Source organism: Micromonospora trifolii, from assembly GCF_050516465.1.
In the GTDB taxonomy this organism is placed as follows: domain Bacteria; phylum Actinomycetota; class Actinomycetes; order Mycobacteriales; family Micromonosporaceae; genus Micromonospora; species Micromonospora trifolii.
In genome coordinates, this window is record NZ_CP191526.1 from 4,366,156 (window position 1) to 4,384,522 (window position 18,367).

Here is an 18,367-nt window from a genome sequence, read left to right on the forward strand (position 1 = left end):
GGGACCCGTCCCCGGCCGCCGCCGGCTCAGCTCGCCGAGGTGAGACGCTTCGCCATCTGCTGCGAGGTGACCTCGAAGCCCAGACTGCGGTAGAGGCCGATCGCCACGGCGTTCGTACCGAAGACGTTCAGACCCAGCACGGGCACGCCGAGCTGGGCGAGTTCGGCCTCGATGAGCTGGATCATCCGCCGCGCGTACCCGCGTCCCCGGTGCTCCTCCTGCACCTCGATGTTGTGGATCCAGGCCTGGTCCGGGGCGGCGGCCGTCGGCAGGGTCACCCAGATCCAGCCGACCTCGGTGTCGCCGACCCGGCCCAACCGCAGCAGCGCCCCCTCGGTGGCCGCACCCGCCGGCAGCGACTCCCGGATCTGGTTGACCGACCGCTCAAGGGCCGCCTCCGGGGTCATCCCCCGGTGCGCCACCAGGTCCTCGGCGTACCCCTGCTCCAGTGATCCGAGCAGGCGGGCCAGGTCCTGTTCCGTCATCGGCGTCAACGTCAACTCCACCGCGTCTCCCCCTTCGTCGTCGCGAGCGGGTAGTGCAACAGAACCGGCCCGGACACGCCAACGGTTTCCCCGTCCGGGGCGGACGGCACGGCCGGGGGTGCGCGGGCCGGCGACGATGGCCATGTGCGGATCGCCCACGTCAGCGACAGCCACCTCACCAACCCGGAGGGGGTGGCCACCTCGGTCGGCACCACAGTGGCGCTGCTGCGCGCCGCCGGGCACCGGGTCGTGTTGTACTGCCCCGGCCCACTGTTCCGGTGTCGCCGCCGACCGGGCGAGGTGCCCTCGCTGTCGGTGCCGACCCGGCCGTACCGGTTGGCGCTGCCCCGGCCGCCCAGCGCACCGGTCGACGTGGTGCACGTGCACACCACCGGCCCGCTCGGCGTCGCCGGCCTGCGCTGGGCCGCCACCCGGGGCGTACCGACCGTGCTGACCTGGCACACCGACCTCGTCGCGTACGCCGCGCACTACCCGGAGATCCCGATCGGGGCCGCGTACGCCGGCCTGCGGCTGGGCCTGCGCTGGCGGGCCCGGGATCTGTGGGCGCTCGCCCACCCCGGACCGGGTCGCCAGGCCCGGCTGGTGGAGCTCGGGCGAACTCTCCTTGCTCGCACCACTGTCCTCATCGCCCCGTCGGCGAAGACCGCGGCGATGATGGCGACGATGGCGGGGCGTACCCCGATCGTGGTCCTGCCGACCCCGGCCGCCGCGCCACGTGCCGACGCCGACGACCGGCGGCGGCTACGGGCCCGGCTGGGCATCCCGGCGGACGCGCCGGTGCTGCTCGCGGTGGGCCGGGCCACGCCGGAGAAGAACCCGGAGCTGCTGCTGGCCGCGTTCGCCCAGGTGCGCCGCGAGTTGCCGGCCGCCCGGCTGGTGCTGCTCGGGGCCCGGCGGCACCGGCTCGCGGTCCGCCGAATCGCCCGCCGGTACGGCGTCACCGGCGCGCTGCACCTGCTCCGTCCGGTGCCACGGCAGCGGGTCGGCGCCCACTACCGGACGGCGGATGTGCTCGCGTTCACCTCCACCACCGACACGCAGGGCCTGGTGCTCGCCGAGGCCGAGGCGTACGGACTACCGGTGGCCATGGTGGACACTCTGCTCGCCGAGCGGCCCGGCACCGGCACCACCCGGCCGGTCGCCGAGCCCAGCCCGGCGGCGTTCGGGGCGTTGCTCACCCGGCTGCTGACTGAGCGGGAATTGCGCGCTGCCGTGATCCGGGACGGCCGGGCGGCGGCGACGTCCTGGTCCGCCGGGCGCTACCTGGCCGAGCTGGTCAAGCTGTACGCCTCGCTGCCGCCCGTCAGCCCAGCGGGAGTTGCCATTCCCAAGGCGCGGCGAGGTGACGCGGGGACCAGGTCGGAGCGACCAGGCGACCCGGCGCCGGGAACCGGGCGCGGCTGCTCGTCGTGGCGACCATCGATGCGGCGGTGGTAGCGTCCGCCGGTGGCCGACCGGCTCCTGCGGGTGAGCACCGCGGTGGTGCTCGCCGTCGGGCTGGCCCTCGCCGGAATCGCCGCCCGCGAGGAGCCCGTCGAGCTGCTGTTCTACTTCACAGTGCAGGTCGACCTGGCCTATCTGGTGGTGTTGCTGGCCGGCTGCGGTGACCGGGTGCGCACCGCGCTCACCGTCTACCTCGTCGGCACCGCAGTGGTCTTCGTCCTCGTGCTGGCCAACCCGTGGAGCGGCTACGCCATGGTGGCGACCCCCGAGGCTCGAGGGCTGATCTCCGACGCCGGCAACCTGCTGCTGCACGCCGTGGTGCCGCCGCTGGCCGCCGCGCAGTGGCTCCACCGCCGACCTCGGGCCGCGCTGCGTCCGGCGTACGCGGTCAGCCTGCTCGGCTACCCGCTGCTGTGGCTGACGGTGATCCTGATCCGGGGCGCCGTCGGCGGGGCCGAGGACCGCTACCTCTACCCGTTCCTCGACGTACCCCGCCTCGGGTATCCCACCGTCGCCCTCAACGCCCTGCTCTTCGGCGGAACCCTGCTGCTGATCGCCCTGACCGCCGTCCGCCTGAGTAGACGGCGCACTGGTTGACCCTGCGGGGTCAGGGCGCCGTCTGCGCCGCCTCCAGGCCGCGTGCCAGCTGCGCCAGGTCGTTCAGACGCAGGTCGCCGTCGAGCCCCTTCAGGGCGGCGGTCATCGCCCCGGCCGCCCGCCCGGCCCGCAGACCGACCTCGGCGTCCTCGACGACCAGGCACCGCGCCACGGGTACGCCCAGCAGCGCCGCGCCCCGCAGATAGCCCTCCGGGTCCGGCTTGCCGACGCTGACGTCCTCCACCGTGACGAGCACCGGCGCCTTGATGCCGGCGGCGCCGAGCCGGGCCTCGGCAAGCCGCGCGTCGGCGCTGGTCACCACCGCCCAGGGCAACGCCATCCGGGCCAGCGCGTTCAGCAGCTCGTGCGCCCCCGGGGTGGCCGTCACGTCGGACAGGTCGTCGTACTGCAACGCCAACTGTCGGGCCGCGGCAGCGGCGACCGCGGCCTCATCGAGCGCGGGCAGCAACCGACGGATGGTCCGGTCGGCCGGGCTGCCGTGCGCGATCGCCAACGCCGCCGCCGGGTCGACGGCATACTCGGCGGCCCACCGCTCCCAGGCCCGCTCGACGGCGGCGTCGGAGTCGACCAGGGTGCCATCCATGTCGAACAGCACCGCGCCAATGCCTGCCAGTTCCACTACACACGCTCCCCGAATCGCTCGCCCCGCGAGGGTAAGGCGCGATGGTCCGCCCACCCCCGGGATGCCCGCAACTTCGCTGGCGGGTATCGGACCTGGCGGTCGGAGCGAGGCGTCCGATGACCGCCAGACGGGAGGTCGGCGCGGCCAGATGATCGTTTGCATGACGACGACACTCAACGACAAGGTCGCCTTGGTGACCGGGGGCTCCCGGGGCATCGGGGCCGGCATCGCGCTGCGCCTGGCACAGGACGGGGCCGACGTGGCGCTGACCTACCGGCAGGACGCCGAGCGGGCCGCGATCGTGGTGAAGCAGATCGAGGCGCTGGGCCGCAGGGCGCTGGCGATCCAGGCGGACGGCGCCGACCCGGCCGCTGTGCGGGGCGCGGTCGACCGGGCGGCCGCCGAGCTGGGCCGGCTGGACATCCTGGTGAACAATGCCGCGGTGTTCCTGGTCGGCGCCCTGGACGAGCTCGGCTCGGCAGAGGTGGAGCAGACGATCGCGGTCAACATCCGGGCGCCGTACGTCGCCGCGCGGGCGGCCCTGCGGCACCTGGGCGACGGCGGACGGATCATCAGCATCGGCAGCAACGTCGGTGAGCGGGCGGTCTTTCCCGGGCTGACGCTCTACGCGATGAGCAAGACCGCTCTGGTCGGGCTGACCCGGGGCCTGGCCCGTGAACTGGGCCCACGGGCCATCACCGTCAACCTGGTCAACCCCGGGCCGACGGACACCGACGCCAACCCGGCGGACGGACCGAACGCGGCGGCGATCAGCGGATTCACCGCCGTCGGCCGGTACGCTCGCCCCGCCGAGATCGCGGCCACCGTCGCGCACCTGGCCAGCCCCGAGGCCGGCTTCGTGACCGGTGCGGTGGTCAACGTGGACGGCGGCTTCACCAGCTGAGGAGCCCGGGCGGCGTCGCCGCGCCATCCGGCGCCGCCCGGCCTCAACCATCTCCTGGGTGGGAGGCGTTTCTCCTGAACGAGGGGGTGGGCATGGTCGAGTCGTTCCACGAGTTCGTGGTGCACCGTTCGCCGGCGCTGTGCCGGACCGCGTACCTACTCACCGGTGATCACCAGCTCGCCGAGGACCTGGTGCAGACCGCCCTCGCCCGGACCTACCGGCACTGGCGGCGCGTGCGCGACGGCAACCCGGAGGCGTACGTGCGGCGGGTCATGTACCACCAGCAGATCTCCTGGTGGCGACGCCGTCGGCCGATCGAGCGGCTGGAGCCGACGCCCACCGAACGGGCCGACGTGGATCACAGCGAGGCCACCACGCTGCGGCTGACCCTGAACGCGGCGCTGCTCCAGCTCAGCCCCCGTCAGCGGGCGGTGATCGTGCTGCGCTACTACGAGGACCTGACCGAGGCCCAGGTCGCCGAGTTGCTGGGCTGCTCGATCGGCGCCGTGAAGCGACACGGCCACGACGGGCTGCGCCGGCTGCGAGCCGTCGCTCCGGAGCTGGTGCAGGACACCGCGGAGAGGAGCACCCGATGACCGTCCGACTCCGCGACGCGCTGCGGTCCACCGCCGAGGACGTGCCCACCTACCCGGTGTACGAGCGCGCTCTCGCCACCGCCCGTCGTTCCCGCCGCCGCCGGCTGGCCGCCGCTGCCGGCGCAGTGGTGCTGCTCGCGCTGGCCGGGGTGATGGTGCCGCTGACCCGTACCCCGGCCCTCGACCCCGCCGCCGCCGACGCCGCGCTGCCCGACCGGCTCGGCCTGCCGCCGATCGGCACGCTGCACGTCACCGACCGTCCCCGGCTCGGGTCCGCCTCGGTCATCTTCAGCGGCCCCGCACCACGCCTGCGCGGCTGGAACGACGCGAGCATCGTCGGGCTGGTCGGCGCGGACTCCGACCGCTATCGGATCATGCGCACGGGTGGGGAGGCGGCGGCCGGCGAGACGGTGCACCTCTCTCCGGACGGCCAGCACCTCGCCCGGCCCGACGGCGACGAGGACGAGCCCGGCGTCGACGTCGTCGACCTGGCCAGTGGCCGGACCCGGCACCTGAAGTCGAGCGTCACCAACACCGTGGCGAGCACACCGGTCGGCTGGTCCGCCGACGGCGCGTCACTTGTCGTCCGGGACGAGGTGCCGGTCGCCTTCGACGGAGCCACCTACACGTCGGTGCTGAGCATCGTCCCGCTGGACGGTGGGCGGTGGACCGCGTTGGCCTCCGGCGCGCAGGAGGCGCGCTTCGGATCGACCGTCGCCGCCACCCCGGGCCGACTCGCCTACCAGTACGGCCGCACGGTCGCGGTGGCCGACGTGCAGGGTCGGGAACTCTCCTCGTTCCTCCTGCCCGACGAATCCTGGCTGGCCGGCAGGGGTGCGTGGAGCCCCGACGGCGCCACGTTGACGCTGGCCACCCGACAGCCGGCCACCGGCCAGTGGACACTGCGCCGGGTCGACCCCCGTACCGGGCGCGACGGAGAACCACTACGCCTGCCCGCCGTGACGGGGATGGTCTCCATCCGGCTGCTCGGCTGGGCACCGGACGGTTCGGCGCTGGTGGCCGCCTACCAGCAGGACCCTGACGCGCCCGAGCCTCCGCTGGAGGAGCAGACCGGGCCGCCCGCGACGGCCGAGCAGGTGAGCAGCGTACGGGTGCTGGCGCTCACTCCCGGTGCCACCGCCCCACGGACCGTGCTGACCGCGCCCGCCCAGGTGAACGCCGTCGACGTCGCCGATCAGGTGATCCGCGGCGGACGGGTCCGCGACGCACAGCCACCGGGCGGGGTGGGCGGGCGGTTCTGGCTCTGGACGGGACTGCTGACGGTGCTCGTCGCGGGGACTGTCCTCTACGGCACCCGCGGACGGACCCGGCGGTGGCTCGACGATCGGCAGGCGCGCCGGAGAGTGCCGACTCGTCAGCCGTCGTGACCCAACACCGCGCGCACCGCGTCGACGAACGAGAGGCGGCGCTTTGTCCGTACCTCGATCGCCGCGAGCCAGCGCTCCCGGTGCCGGTCGCGCAGCGGCGCGCTCCCGTCGCCCGGCTCGTCACCGAACCGGCGCTGGTCGGCGTACTCCGTGGTGAGGCTGGTCAACACGGCCCGGCCGGCCACCGCGACCTCCGCCGGGCCCTCCAGCAACACCAGGTTGTACGCCTCGTCCACTGCACGCATCGCCGCGTACGCCTCGTCGTAGCCGGGCACCGGCTCACCCCCGCCGGTGTCCAGCCACCGCCGGTCCAGCTGCCGGTACGCCTGGTCGCAGGCGCTCAGGAACCCGACGTACGCGTCCCGCCGCAGCTCATCCCGACGCGTTGCCCGGCGCTCGACACTTTCCTCTCGGGCGACGGTGAGTTGGTGGGCCAGTTGCCGACGGGTGCTGAGCGCGCCGACCAGCCCCGTCAGGGCGGCGGCGGCCAAGGTGGACAGAGAAGTGATCAGCGCGACGGCGACGGTGTCCTGCACCCGCCCATCATGGCGGTGCCCGAAGTTGGAGCCACCGCCGGTGGCGATTTGCGCCCCTGTCACGCGCTGGGTCGTCCGAGGCGCGTTCAGCGCGGCCATCCCAGAAAGCGCTGATGCAGCCGCTCGACGGCCCTTCCACCGATCGTATGTTTACCTGGACCGATCCAGGTGGCCGCCGGGCTGACTGGAGTTGCGGTACCGCTGGACGTCAGGGCAGTTCGTAGCCGGCTTCCTCGACTGCGGCACGTACCTCGGCGATGTCGAGAGGTCGATCGCTCGTCACCGTGGCGGTGTCGCGTTCGACGTCCACCGCCACGGCGGTGACACCGGGAATCCGTTCGATCTCCTCGGCGACGAAGCCTGCGCAGTGTCCGCAGGCCATACCGATCACCCGATAGCTGCTGAGGGTCATGCCGGCAACTGCCTTCGGTCGGGCGCCTCTGGTGGCGAGGGCTCCGAACTGACCTCGGCCGGGGCGACACCGTTGGCCTTCACCGGGACCGAGCGGGTGAGCATGTGCGCCCGGCGCATCCGCCCATCGACCGCGAACAGCCCAAAGAAGTGGACGTCCACACTGCCCTCGCGCTTGGAGGTCTGGAAATGCAGCGTGTAGCGGGCGGCGATCCGGTCCCCGTCTGCTATCGCCTCGTGCACCTCCCACCGGGCGCCGGTCTGGTGCTTCCGCGCCGGGCGGGTGTGTGCGATGAGCTTGGCGCGGTCCATCAGGTTGCCGTCGGCGACCTGCACAATGTCGGGCGTGTGGTACCGGTCGACGACCACCGCCGGATCCTCGTCGCCGTGAACCAGATCGCCCATGAAGGAGGTGAAGAAGTTGGCGATGAACTCCTTCGGGTCGATGCCGAAACCGCCCATGTCACCACCGTCAGCTCGTGATTCGGCGAATCTTTACGGCTTGTAAAATATCGACCTCCGAGAACTTTGGCAAGGTGTAAGAGATGAGTGGCTCAGTAGACCGCAACCGACGCGCCGACGCCCGCCGCAACAACAGCACGATCCTCGACGCGGCGGTCCGACTGCTCGACGCGCAGCCCGACGCGACCCTCGACGCCATCGCCGGCGCCGCCGGGGTGACCCGGCAGACCGTCTACGCCCACTTCCCGTCCCGCGAGCACCTGATGGCAGCCGTCGTCCGACGGATCACCGACGAGGCCGTCGCCGCAATGGACGCCGCCGAGCCGGACGACGGTTCCGCCACGGACGCGCTGATCCGCGTCCTCGAGGCCGGCGCCCAGACCGCCGGGCGCTACCCGGTCCTCATCCAGCAGATCGCGTCAATTCCGGTGAGCCCGCACGTCGACGAGGAACAGCACGCACCGGTCGCCGACCGAATCAGCCGAGTGATCCGGCGCGGTCAGACGACAGGCGAGTTCGACAATGGACTGCCGGCCGACTGGCTGACCGCGATCACCATCAAGATCGGCCATGCCGCCGGCGAGGAGGTCGACGCCGGCCGGATGTCCCGGGCCGAGGCCGCCGACGCGCTGCGCACCGTTCTGCTCAGGCTGCTGCGCCCCGGAGGCAAGCCAGGATGACAGCTCACGTCGGTGTTGGTGGGCGCGGCAGGTTTCGAACCTGCGACCCCCCGCTTGTAAGGCGGGTGCTCTCCCACTGAGCTACGCGCCCGGATCGCCCGTGTGGCGGGCCGGTGGCTGGCAAGCTTACCTGCCCGCCACCGACCCGGGCGCACGGCGTACCCCGGTCAGCTGGTCGCTTCGGCGATGGCCTTGCGCCAGCCCTGCTGGTCGCGGGCCTCGCCCGGGCCGTTCATCTCGGCGAAGCGGACCACGCCGGTCCTGTCGATGACGAAGGTGCCCCGGTTGGCGAAGCCGGCCACGTCGTTGAAGACCCCGTACGCCTGGGCGACGGCGCCGTGCGGCCAGAAGTCAGCGAGCATCGGGAACTGGTAGCCCTCACGGTCGGCCCAGATCTTGTGGCTGTAGGCCGAGTCGACGCTGACGGTCAGCACCTGGACGTCGTCGTTCACGTACTCGCCGAGGTTGTCGCGCACCTCGCCCAACTCGCCCTGGCAGGTGCCGGTGAAGGCGAGCGGGTAGAAGACCAGCAGCACGGCGCGCCTGCCCCGGAAATCCGAGAGGCGGACCTCCTGGTTGTTCTGGTCCTTGAGCACGAAGTCGGGTGCTTCGGCACCAACCTCGATGGGCATGCGAACTCTCCTCGCGTCGAGTCGGGTGACCGGCACCAGCCTGCTACCCGGCGGTGGGCGGACCGTCGGGCGAGCGGAGTGGCGCTGGCTACTTCTTGGCCTTGGCCCCTCGACGCAGCACCAGACGTGCGCCGCTCCAGTCCCGGCCGGCGTTGACGGTCGAGGTCTGCTGAAGGCCGGCGGTGGGCGCGGACTCCGCGACCTCGCTCGGCTCGACGTGCCCCTCACGCCCCGCCTTCGGGGTGAGGAGCCACACGACGCCGTTGTCGGCCAGCGGGCCGAGGGCATCGACGAGCAGCTCGAAAAGGTCACCGTCGCCGTCCCGGTACCAGACCAGCACCGCGTCGACCACCTCGTCGGTGTCCTCGTCGACCAGATCTCCACAGCGGTCGGTCAGGGCGTCTCGGAGATCCTGGTCGACGTCGTCGTCGTACCCCATCTCCATGACGACCATCCCCGGTTCGATTCCGAACCGGTCCGCCAGGCTGCGTACCCCGTCGGCGGCCTGACCAGCGGTCGCGCTCACTGTCGCGTGCCTCCTCATCTCGTCCCTGCTCGCGGCGTCGCTGCGACGCCGTCAGGCAAAGTCCACACAGTTGTTGGTCTGCGCGCAAGTGGCGCACCGGGTGGAACGGAATTTACCGTGCCAGCAGCGTACGGGCACCGTCGGTAATGGCTTCAGCGGAGACCAGTACGTGACGTGCTGCCGGACCTAATGGTACAAACGAGTCAACTCCCGCCACTCGACGTGCGGCACCGACATATCCGGCGTCGACCAGCGCGGCGATCACGCCCTCGCCGACCCCGCCGGAGCGGCGCGTCTCGTCCACCACCAGCACCCGGCCGGTCGCCGAGGACTCCCGGATGATGTCCGCCACCGGCAGCGGAGCCAGCCAGCGCAGATCCACCACGCGGGTGCCCACCCCCTCCTCGGCGAGGACGGCCGCGGCCCGCAGCGACATCCGTACCCCGTTACCGAAGGTGATGATGGTGAGGTCGTCCGCCGAGCCGACCCGGTAGACCCGGGCCCGCCCGATCGGCACGTGCCCGGCCACCCACCCGCCCGGCTCCGGATAGCCGGCCAACCACTCCCCGTCACCCTCCGCGTACAGATCGCGGGTGTGGTAGAGCGCGATCGGCTCCAGGAACACGCAGACGCTGCCGTCCACCGCCGCGCTCGCCAGACAGGTCCGCAGCATGGGCGCGGCGTCGTCCGGCCGCGCCGGCACCGCGACCACCAGACCGGGCACATCCCGGAGTACGGCCACCGAGTTGTCGTTGTGGAAGTGCCCGCCGAACCCCTCCTGGTACGCCAGGCCCGCCACCCGCACCACCATCGGGTTGCGGAACGCCCCCTGCGAGAAGAACCGCATGGTGGCCGCCTCACCGCGCAGCTGGTCCTCGGCGTTGTGCAGGTACGCCAGGTACTGGATCTCCGGCACCGGCAGCATCCCGGCCAGCCCGGCACCGAGGCCGAGCCCGAGCACCGACGTCTCGTCGAGCAGGGTGTCGAAGACCCGGGCCGCCCCGAACCGGTCGCGCAGCCCCTTCGTCACCCCGTACACGCCGCCCTTGGCGGCCACGTCCTCACCGAAGATCGCCATCTGCGGGTGGTCGAGCATCCCGTCGGCGAGTGCGGCGTTGATGCTCTGCGCCAGGGTCATCGGCCCGGCCAACTCCGGCGGCTTGCCGCCGAACGCCTCCGCCCGGGCGCCCGCGCCCGGCCCGCTCGCCCGCGCCGCAGCGTCGGCCACCGCCCGCGCCACCCGCACCGGACGGCGGGGCGCCAGCGCCGACACCACGTCGGCCGCGGAGGCCAGCTTCGGCTCGCCCAGCACCTCCTCGGCCAGCCGGCGTACCTGCCAGCCGGTCTCGTCGTACCGGGCCAGCAGTTCCTCGCCGGTCGCCACGCCGGCGTCGACAAGCAGCCGCGCGGTGGCGGCCACCGGGTCCCGGTCCAGGTCCTCGGCCAGCTCGGCCGGGCTCCGGTACGCCGACTCCGCGTCCGCCCCGGCGTGCCCCATCAGTCGTACGGTGCGCAGGTGCAGCACGGCCGGCCGCCGGTTGCGGCGGACCCAGGCCGCGGCCTCCGCCGCCACCTCGTACGTCCGCACTGGGTCGGCTCCGTCCGCGCTGAAGTAGCGGATGCCCGGCTTGGCCCGCAGGGTCGCCTCGACCCAGCCCTCCGGCGAGCGGACGCTGATGCCCAGCCCGTTGTCCTCGCAGACGAAGAGCACCGGAATCCGCAGCCCGGCGTGGTCGTACCACCCGGCGGTGTTGAAGGCGGCAGTGGCGCTGGCGTGGTTGACCGAGGCGTCGCCGAAGGAGCAGACCACTATCGCGTCCGGTGGCCAGGGGGCGTGCGTGGCGCCCGCGCCGCTGCCGACCCGCACCCCGGCCCCGGTACGCCGACCGGCGCTGTCCAGCCGGCGCAGCCGCTCCACGGCCAGTCCCATCCCGACCGCGCGGGGCAGGTGCGAGGCGATGGTGGAGGTGGTCGGCACGATGGCCAGGTCGGCCCGGCCGAACACCTTGTGCCGGCCCCCGGCGATCGGCTCAAGGCTGGACGCGACCATCCCGCGCAACACGTCCCGGGCCGCGTCGGCGTACGCCCCGAACCCGTTGGCGACCACGGTCGCCGAGGTCGGTTCGGTCCCGACCGGCTCCGATTCGGACAACCGCAAATCGGCGGTCGGCTCGGGGTCGCGGGTCGATGGGCCGTCGACGGTCGACTCACTGTCGGCGGACCGCGCCGGGTCGGAGGTCCGCGCCGGGTCGGCGGACGGCTCGGAGTCGGTGGCCAGCGTTGGGTCGGCGGCGGCCTGGGCGGCGCGGAGGCAGTAGAAGGCGCCCGAGCGGTAGTGCAGCAGCGCCGGATCGGTGGGACGCAGCGCGGCGGCGACCGCGGCGTTGCCCTCGTGCCCGGCCGAGCCGATGGTGTAGAAACCCTCCCCGAAGCTGCGCAACCAGCGGCCGGCCAGGTCGAGCTGCCGGCTGGTCACCTGCGCGTCGAACAGGTCCAGCACCTGCGCGCCGGTCAGCGGGGCGTCGTCGGTGACCGGGTCGGCGGGGTCACGCCGCCGCTCGGCGGCAGGCAGCGCCGCCAGCGTCTCCCGGAACCGGTCGTCGAGATCTTGCGGGGTGGTCACGTCGGACAGCATTACCGACGGAAGCCCTGCTCGCCCAGTGGGACACGGCCCGCAGTGGTGCCCTCACTCCGGCCCGAAGGACTCCGGACAGCCACCGTCGGACACCTTCCAGACCAGGTCACGAAGGGTGTTCAGCTCCTCGTCGCTCAGCCTGGACAGGAGTCGGGAGTCGGACATCACCTCGATCACCCGGGCCCGCATGGCACGGCCCTCCTCGGTCACCAGCAGCGTCTTCTGCCGCCGATCCGTCGGGTCGGTACGGCGCTCGACCAGCCCGGCCTGCTCCAGCTTGTCGACCAGCACCGTCACGTTCGACCGGTCGCAACCCAACTGACCGGCGAGATCCCGGGCCGGCAGCGGGTGGTCCGGATCCAACTCGCGCAGCGCCCGGGCTGCCGCCGGGGTGAGCCCCAACTCGGCGAACGCGGAGCCCTGCCGATGTCGCAGCGCGGCGGTGACATGCGCCATCCGCCGCACCACATCGACGGCGAGACCAGCGCGATCCACCCGTTCACCTGCCGCGGGACCCACCTCCTGCGTCACGGCCACATCGTACGCAGTGCGCCGGTCGTCCAGCTCAGCGATCAGGTTCGGGCACACCGGCCGGACGGGCATCGTCGGTCACGGTCCGGCCGGCCGGATCACCCGTCGGGCGGCGGATCGGTGGGCGGCGGTCAGAACGGATCGACAGCGGTCATCGGTGTTCGACTGCCGGCGACAAGCAGGGCCACTCGCTGTCACCTGTCGGCCACCAGGGCTCGCGAGGCTCCCGGAGTCACGAAGATCGGACTCTGGGGAGGATCCGTGTCACTGTCCCGACGTACCATCCTGCTGTCCGGCGCACTCGGCGCCGCGGGCGCGGCCACCGGGCTGCCGGCGGCGGCCGGCGCGGCGGCGGGCCGGCCGCTGGCCTATCCGTTCACCCTCGGTGTGGCCTCCGGCGATCCCGACCACGACGGGTTCGTGTTGTGGACCCGCCTGGCCCCGCAGCCACTGGCCGAGGACGGCCTCGGCGGCATGCCGGGCCGCGACGTGCCGGTGCACTGGGAGTTGGCCGCCGACGAGCGGTTCCGGCATGTGGTGCGCCGCGGGGTCGCGGTCGCCCGCACCCGCTCGGCGCACAGCGTGCACGTGGAGTTGGCCGGCCTGCTGCCGGGGCGCGAGTACTTCTACCGGTTCCGTGCCGAGCGCCACGTCTCGCCCACCGGACGCACCCGCACCGCCCCGGCACCATGGACCATGCCGGCCACCCTGGCGATGGGCTTCGCCTCCTGCTCCCAGTACGAGCACGGCTACTTCACCGCCTACCGGCGGCTGGCCGAGACCGAGCCGGAGCTGATCCTGCACCTGGGCGACTACCAGTACGAGTACGCCCCGGACACGTACAACGTCCCCGGTGGCAACCCGCGTGACCACGAGGGACCGGAGACCCGGACGCTGGCCAACTACCGGCAGCGGCACGCCCAGTACAAGACCGACGCCGACCTGCAGGCCGCGCACGCGGTGGCGCCGTGGGCGGTGGTGTTCGACGACCACGAGGTGGAGAACAACTGGGCCGACGAGGTGCCCGAGGCGCCGGACCCGGAGTTCCCCGCGCGGCGGGCGGCGGCGTTCCAGGCGTACTACGAGAACATGCCGCTGCGGCGCACCTCGATCCCCCGCGGCATCGACATGCAGCTCTACCGGCGGGTGCGCTGGGGGCGGCTGGCCACGTTCCACATGCTCGACACCCGGCAGTACCGCGACGACCAGGCCTGCGGCGACGGCTACCGGGACTGCGCGGCGGCATCCGACCCGGCCCGGTCGATCACCGGGGCGGAGCAGGAGGCGTGGCTCCTGGACGGCTTCCGTCGCTCGGACGCCCAGTGGGACATCCTGGGCCAGCAGGTCTTCTTCGCTCAACGGGACAACAACTCCGGCCCGCTCACCGTCACCAGCATGGACTCCTGGGACGGCTACGTCGCCTCCCGGGACCGCATCACCCGGGGTTGGTTGGCCGCCGGGGTACGCAACCCGGTGGTGCTGACCGGCGACGTGCACGCGCACTGGGCCAGCGATCTCAAGCTGGACTATGCCGACCCGACCTCGCGCACCGTCGGCACCGAACTGGTCTGCTCCTCGATCACCTCGACGGGTGACGGCGCGGACTCGGCGTCCGGCTCGCACCCGTGGTTCGCGTTCAACCCGCACCTCCGCTTCCAGAACAACCTGCGGGGGTACGTGCGCACCACGATCACCCCGGGACAGCTCACCGCCGACTTCGACGTGCTGCCGTACGTCAGTCGGCCGGGCGCGCCCGCGTACACCCGGGCCTCGTTCGTGATCGAGGACCGCGTGCCCGGCCTGCACCAGACGGCGGACAACCCGGTCCCGTCAGCGGTCCGCAGCGCCGCCCCGTCCGGGGACCCCGGCCAGCAGACCGTCGACCAGGAGACGGCCCGCCCGTAACCCGCCCGACGCGTCACGATCCGCGCACGGCGCCGCCTCACTCCCGTCGAGGCGGCAGTTCCGGGGACGCCGCGCGGATCGTGACGCGGGACGGCGGCGCGGCCGTCAGCCGGGGAGGAAGGAGAAGCGGACCTGGCGGGTCGGGTTGTCGCCGTTGGTGTCGACGAGGCAGATCGACTGCCAGGTGCCCAGCGCCAGCCGACCGCCGAGCACCGGCAGCGTGGCGTACGGCGGGATGAACGCCGGCAGCACGTGGTCGCGGCCGTGGCCGGGCGAGCCGTGTCGGTGCCGCCAGCGGTCCTCGGTGGGGAGCAGGTCGTCCAGCGCGGTGAGCAGGTCGTCGTCGGACCCCGACCCGGTCTCGATGATCGCCAGACCGGCGGTGGCGTGCGGCACGAAGACGTGCAGCAGGCCGTCGCCCTCGCCCGAGACGAACTGCTGGGCCTCCGCGGTGATGTCCCGGACTGTCGGCCGGGACCCGGTCTGGACGGTGATCACATCGCTGCGCATACGTCGCATTCTGCCGCAGGGTGCGGTCAGGAACTGCCGCCACCGCCGCCGGAGTCGCCGCCGCCGGACCAGCCGCCCCCGGAGTCACCGCCGGACCTGCCGCCGCCGGAGTCACCGCTGGACCAGCCCCAGCCGGACCAGCCTCCACCGGAGTCGCCGCCGCCGGCTGGTTCCGTACCGTCGGAATTGTCGTGGTCGCCGTCCCGCTGGCGGCCGACGTGCCCGCTCCCGGCGTCCCCGGCGGGCATCGGGTAGAAGCCGTACCCGCCGCCGTCCGGGTCCGGACGGCGACGACGACGTCCGGCCTGGCCGTTCAGACGGGCCGCGCGGACCGCGTCCCGCAGCAGGGCCGCGCCGAGCACGGCCACCAGTGCGCCGAGGGCCACCAGCCCCACCATCGGCAGGTTGCCGGCGGCGAGGGCGACCGCGCCGATGACCAGGCCAACCACCCCGACAACGATCATGCTCGCGGCGACCGCGACATGGCGTCCGTTCATGGTGCTGACGGTAGGAGTGGCGGTCAAACCACTCAGGTTCCAGCCGGTCGTCGCGCTAAGTTACCGGCGAGTACCTGTGTTCAGCATCGCGTCGGGGGGACCTAGACGTGACGACGGGTGCCACCAGGGGGCAGGATGGCGCTAGAGACCTATCCCACACACAACCGAGGGAACGCCTGTGGCTACGGAACGCAAGCGCCCGGTGATCAGCGACGGCCTACCGAGCCAGCTTCCGGACATCGACCCTGAAGAGACCAGCGAATGGGTCGAGTCGCTTGACGGTGTCATCGACGAACGCGGCGCCAAACGCGCCCGCTACGTCATGCTGCGCCTGCTGGAGCGGGCCCGTGAGCGCCAGGTCGGGGTTCCGCCCCTGACCACCACCGATTACATCAACACCATCCCGTCGGAGCGCGAGCCCTGGTTCCCGGGTGACGAGCACGTCGAGCGGAGGATCCGGGCGTACGTCCGGTGGAACGCCGCCATGCTGGTGCACCGGGCGCAGCGCCCGGAGATCGGCGTCGGCGGGCACATCTCCACCTTCGCCAGCTCGGCGTCGCTCTACGAGGTGGGCTTCAACCACTTCTTCCGGGGCAAGAACCACCCGGGCGGTGGCGACCAGATCTTCTACCAGGGCCACGCCTCCCCCGGCATGTACGCGCGGGCGTTCCTGGAGGGGCGGCTCAGCGAGCACCAGCTCGACGGGTTCCGCCAGGAGCTGTCGCACCCCGGTGGTGGGCTGCCCTCGTACCCGCACCCTCGGCTGATGCCGGACTTCTGGGAGTTCCCCACCGTCTCGATGGGCCTCGGCGGTCTGAACGCGATCTACCAGGCCCGGTTCAACCGGTACCTGCAGCACCGCGGCATCAAGGACACCTCCCAGCAGCACGTCTGGGCGTTCCTCGGCGACGGCGAGATGGACGAGCCGGAGACGCTCGGCGCCATCGGCGTCGCGGCCCGCGAGGAGCTGGACAACCTCACCTTCGTGATCAACTGCAACCTCCAGCGGCTGGACGGCCCGGTCCGGGGCAACGGCAAGGTCATGCAGGAGCTGGAGGCGTTCTTCCGGGGTGCCGGCTGGAACGTGATCAAGGTCGTCTGGGGTCGTGAGTGGGACCCGCTGCTCGCCGCGGACACCGACGGCGCGTTGGTCAACCTGATGAACACCACGACCGACGGCGACTACCAGACCTACAAGGCGGAGTCCGGCGCGTACGTGCGGGAGCACTTCTTCGGCCGTGACTCACGGACCCGCAAGATGGTCGAACCGCTCAGCGACGACGAGATCTGGAACCTCAAGCGGGGTGGGCACGACTACCGCAAGCTCTACGCGGCCTACAAGGCGGCCACCGAGCACACCGGTCAGCCCACAGTCATCCTGGCGAAGACGATCAAGGGCTGGACGCTCGGCTCGCACTTCGAGGGCCGCAACGCGACCCACCAGATGAAGAAGCTGACGCTGGAGGACTTGAAGACCTTCCGGGACCGGCTCTATCTGGACATCCCGGACTCGGCGCTGGAGGACAACCCCTACCTGCCGCCGTACTTCCACCCGGGTGAGAAGTCCGAGGAGCTGGCGTACCTCAAGGAGCGTCGCGAGCAGCTCGGCGGGTACCTGCCGTCCCGGCGGACCAGCACGAAGCGGCTGGCCATCCCCGGCCCGGAGCGGTTCGCCGACATCAAGCGCGGCTCGGGCAAGCAGAAGGTGGCCACCACGCAGGCCTTCGTCCGTCTGCTCAAGGACGTGATGAAGGACAAGGAGTTCGGCAAGCGTTGGGTGCCGATCATCCCGGACGAGGCCCGCACCTTCGGTCTCGACTCGATCTTCCCGACCGCGAAGATCTACTCGCCGCACGGCCAGCGCTACACCTCGGTCGACCGCGAGCTGTTCCTGTCGTACAAGGAGTCGACCTCCGGGCAGATCCTGCACGAGGGGATCAACGAGGCCGGTTCGGTGGCCTCGTTCACCGCGGCCGGTTCGGCGTACGCCACGCACGACGAGCCGATGATCCCGATGTACATCTTCTACTCGATGTTCGGGTTCCAGCGGACCGCCGACGGGCTGTGGGCCGCGGCCGACCAGATGGCCCGGGGCTTCCTGCTCGGCGCCACCGCCGGTCGGACCACGCTCAACGGTGAGGGCCTTCAGCACGAGGACGGGCACTCGCTGCTGATCGCCGCGACCAACCCGGCCGTGGTGGCGTACGACCCGGCGTTCGCGTACGAGATCGCGCACATCCTGGAGCAGGGTCTGCACCGGATGTACGGGGACGCGCAGGAGAACGTCTTCTACTACCTGACGGTCTACAACGAGCCGACCCTCCAGCCGGCCGAGCCGACCGACGTGGACGTGGAGGGCCTGCTCAAGGGCATCTACCGCTACTCGCCGGCACCGCAGGTCGACGGCCCGAAGGCCAACCTGCTCGCCTCGGGCACCGGGATGCAGTGGGCGCTCAAGGCCCAGCAGCTGCTCGCCCAGGACTGGGGGGTGGCCGCCAACGTCTGGTCGGTGACCTCCTGGACCGAGCTGCGCCGCGACGCGGTGGAGACCGAGGAGTACAACCTGCTCAACCCGGGCGCCGAGGCGAAGGTTCCGTACATCCAGCAGAAGCTGGCCGACGCGGACGGGCCGAAGATCGCGGTGAGCGACTTCATGCGTGCGGTACCGGATCTGATCGCCCGCTGGGTACCCGGCGACTACACGTCGCTCGGCACCGACGGTTTCGGCATGTCGGACACCCGGCACGCGCTGCGCCGACACTTCCACGTCGACGCGGAGTCGATCGTGGTGGCCACGCTGCGGCAGCTCGCCCGCAGCGGCGCGGTGGCGACCACGGTGCCGGCCGAGGCCGCGAAGAAGTACGCGATCGACGACGTCAACGCCGCCCCGGTCGGCGAGACCGGCGGCGACAGCTGACCACGCACCACTGAGGAGGGCCCGGCGCATCGCGCCGGGCCCTTTTCG

19 protein-coding genes and 1 tRNA gene are annotated in these 18,367 nt (G+C 72.1%); 8 read left to right on the top strand and 12 right to left on the bottom strand.

What is annotated here, in order from left to right:
- Positions 1 to 26 precede the first annotated feature (26 nt).
- The gene (locus ACQRWP_RS20130; protein ID WP_430496869.1) at positions 27 to 506 is read right to left on the bottom strand and encodes a GNAT family N-acetyltransferase; all 480 of its coding nucleotides are present in this window, start codon (positions 504 to 506) and stop codon (positions 27 to 29) included.
- A gap of 123 nt (positions 507 to 629) precedes the next feature.
- On the opposite strand from ACQRWP_RS20130, the gene ACQRWP_RS20135 reads away from it, so the two are divergent.
- Complete coding sequence (locus tag ACQRWP_RS20135) at positions 630 to 1,943, top strand: glycosyltransferase (protein ID WP_430496870.1); 1,314 nt, start codon at positions 630 to 632, stop codon at positions 1,941 to 1,943.
- A gap of 9 nt (positions 1,944 to 1,952) precedes the next feature.
- Positions 1,953 to 2,546, top strand: coding sequence for a Pr6Pr family membrane protein (locus ACQRWP_RS20140; protein WP_430496871.1), 594 nt, complete (start codon positions 1,953 to 1,955; stop codon positions 2,544 to 2,546).
- A gap of 10 nt (positions 2,547 to 2,556) precedes the next feature.
- Here ACQRWP_RS20140 and ACQRWP_RS20145 read toward each other — a convergent pair whose 3' ends face one another.
- Positions 2,557 to 3,186: an HAD-IA family hydrolase gene (locus ACQRWP_RS20145; protein WP_430496873.1), complete on the bottom strand. Its 630-nt coding sequence runs from the start codon at positions 3,184 to 3,186 to the stop codon at positions 2,557 to 2,559.
- Positions 3,187 to 3,349: 163 nt separating this feature from the next.
- Between ACQRWP_RS20145 and ACQRWP_RS20150 the strand changes: the two genes are divergently transcribed.
- The 3 genes from ACQRWP_RS20150 to ACQRWP_RS20160 all read left to right on the top strand — a co-directional run bounded on the left by ACQRWP_RS20150 (position 3,350) and on the right by ACQRWP_RS20160 (position 6,077).
- Positions 3,350 to 4,093, top strand: coding sequence for an SDR family NAD(P)-dependent oxidoreductase (locus ACQRWP_RS20150; protein WP_430496874.1), 744 nt, complete (start codon positions 3,350 to 3,352; stop codon positions 4,091 to 4,093).
- 92 nt (positions 4,094 to 4,185) lie between these two features.
- Positions 4,186 to 4,689: a SigE family RNA polymerase sigma factor gene (locus ACQRWP_RS20155; RefSeq protein ID WP_430496876.1), complete on the top strand. Its 504-nt coding sequence runs from the start codon at positions 4,186 to 4,188 to the stop codon at positions 4,687 to 4,689.
- Entirely contained in the window at positions 4,686 to 6,077 is a 1,392-nt protein-coding gene (locus ACQRWP_RS20160; RefSeq protein WP_430496878.1) for a hypothetical protein, read from the top strand. The genes ACQRWP_RS20155 and ACQRWP_RS20160 overlap by 4 nt, the downstream gene beginning before the upstream one ends.
- Here ACQRWP_RS20160 and ACQRWP_RS20165 read toward each other — a convergent pair.
- The 3 genes from ACQRWP_RS20165 to ACQRWP_RS20175 all read right to left on the bottom strand — a co-directional run bounded on the left by ACQRWP_RS20165 (position 6,065) and on the right by ACQRWP_RS20175 (position 7,486).
- Positions 6,065 to 6,613 (bottom strand): hypothetical protein, encoded by a 549-nt coding sequence (locus tag ACQRWP_RS20165; RefSeq protein ID WP_430496880.1) that lies wholly within the window; start codon positions 6,611 to 6,613, stop codon positions 6,065 to 6,067. The two genes, ACQRWP_RS20160 and ACQRWP_RS20165, sit on opposite strands and share 13 nt — an antisense overlap.
- 208 nt (positions 6,614 to 6,821) lie before the next feature.
- Positions 6,822 to 7,025, bottom strand: a complete 204-nt coding sequence (locus tag ACQRWP_RS20170) for a heavy-metal-associated domain-containing protein (RefSeq protein WP_430496882.1) — start codon at positions 7,023 to 7,025, stop codon at positions 6,822 to 6,824.
- Positions 7,022 to 7,486, bottom strand: coding sequence for a nuclear transport factor 2 family protein (locus tag ACQRWP_RS20175; RefSeq protein WP_430496884.1), 465 nt, complete (start codon positions 7,484 to 7,486; stop codon positions 7,022 to 7,024). Before ACQRWP_RS20175 ends, ACQRWP_RS20170 begins: the two co-directional genes overlap by 4 nt.
- Before the next feature lie 83 nt (positions 7,487 to 7,569).
- Between ACQRWP_RS20175 and ACQRWP_RS20180 the strand changes: the two genes are divergently transcribed.
- Positions 7,570 to 8,166 carry a TetR/AcrR family transcriptional regulator gene (locus tag ACQRWP_RS20180; protein WP_430496886.1) on the top strand — a complete coding sequence of 199 codons (597 nt, stop codon included), beginning with the start codon at positions 7,570 to 7,572 and terminating at the stop codon, positions 8,164 to 8,166.
- Positions 8,167 to 8,182: 16 nt separating this feature from the next.
- On the opposite strand, the gene ACQRWP_RS20185 is transcribed toward ACQRWP_RS20180, so the two are convergent.
- The 5 genes from ACQRWP_RS20185 to ACQRWP_RS20205 all read right to left on the bottom strand — a co-directional run bounded on the left by ACQRWP_RS20185 (position 8,183) and on the right by ACQRWP_RS20205 (position 12,415).
- Positions 8,183 to 8,257 (bottom strand) — tRNA-Val (locus tag ACQRWP_RS20185).
- Between the two features lie 76 nt (positions 8,258 to 8,333).
- On the bottom strand, positions 8,334 to 8,798 hold the full coding sequence (locus tag ACQRWP_RS20190; protein WP_410815624.1) for a peroxiredoxin: 465 nt from the start codon (positions 8,796 to 8,798) through the stop codon (positions 8,334 to 8,336).
- Between the two features lie 88 nt (positions 8,799 to 8,886).
- Entirely contained in the window at positions 8,887 to 9,324 is a 438-nt protein-coding gene (locus ACQRWP_RS20195; RefSeq protein ID WP_030330240.1) for a DUF3052 domain-containing protein, read from the bottom strand.
- A 112-nt stretch (positions 9,325 to 9,436) separates the two neighbouring features.
- Positions 9,437 to 11,959: a thiamine pyrophosphate-dependent enzyme gene (locus tag ACQRWP_RS20200; protein ID WP_430496889.1), complete on the bottom strand. Its 2,523-nt coding sequence runs from the start codon at positions 11,957 to 11,959 to the stop codon at positions 9,437 to 9,439.
- Between the two features lie 51 nt (positions 11,960 to 12,010).
- Positions 12,011 to 12,415 (bottom strand): MarR family winged helix-turn-helix transcriptional regulator, encoded by a 405-nt coding sequence (locus ACQRWP_RS20205; RefSeq protein WP_430503237.1) that lies wholly within the window; start codon positions 12,413 to 12,415, stop codon positions 12,011 to 12,013.
- Positions 12,416 to 12,751: 336 nt separating this feature from the next.
- Between ACQRWP_RS20205 and ACQRWP_RS20210 the strand changes: the two genes are divergently transcribed.
- On the top strand, positions 12,752 to 14,395 hold the full coding sequence (locus ACQRWP_RS20210; protein WP_430496891.1) for an alkaline phosphatase D family protein: 1,644 nt from the start codon (positions 12,752 to 12,754) through the stop codon (positions 14,393 to 14,395).
- 105 nt (positions 14,396 to 14,500) lie between these two features.
- On the opposite strand, the gene ACQRWP_RS20215 is transcribed toward ACQRWP_RS20210, so the two are convergent.
- Together ACQRWP_RS20215 and ACQRWP_RS20220 are read right to left on the bottom strand one after the other, a co-directional pair.
- Positions 14,501 to 14,905: a YjbQ family protein gene (locus tag ACQRWP_RS20215; RefSeq protein ID WP_430496892.1), complete on the bottom strand. Its 405-nt coding sequence runs from the start codon at positions 14,903 to 14,905 to the stop codon at positions 14,501 to 14,503.
- A gap of 26 nt (positions 14,906 to 14,931) precedes the next feature.
- Positions 14,932 to 15,402: a hypothetical protein gene (locus tag ACQRWP_RS20220; protein ID WP_430496894.1), complete on the bottom strand. Its 471-nt coding sequence runs from the start codon at positions 15,400 to 15,402 to the stop codon at positions 14,932 to 14,934.
- A gap of 178 nt (positions 15,403 to 15,580) precedes the next feature.
- Here ACQRWP_RS20220 and aceE point away from each other — a divergent pair, with 178 nt between their 5' ends.
- On the top strand, positions 15,581 to 18,319 hold the full coding sequence (gene aceE, locus ACQRWP_RS20225) for a pyruvate dehydrogenase (acetyl-transferring), homodimeric type (protein ID WP_430496896.1): 2,739 nt from the start codon (positions 15,581 to 15,583) through the stop codon (positions 18,317 to 18,319).
- Positions 18,320 to 18,367 lie beyond the last annotated feature (48 nt).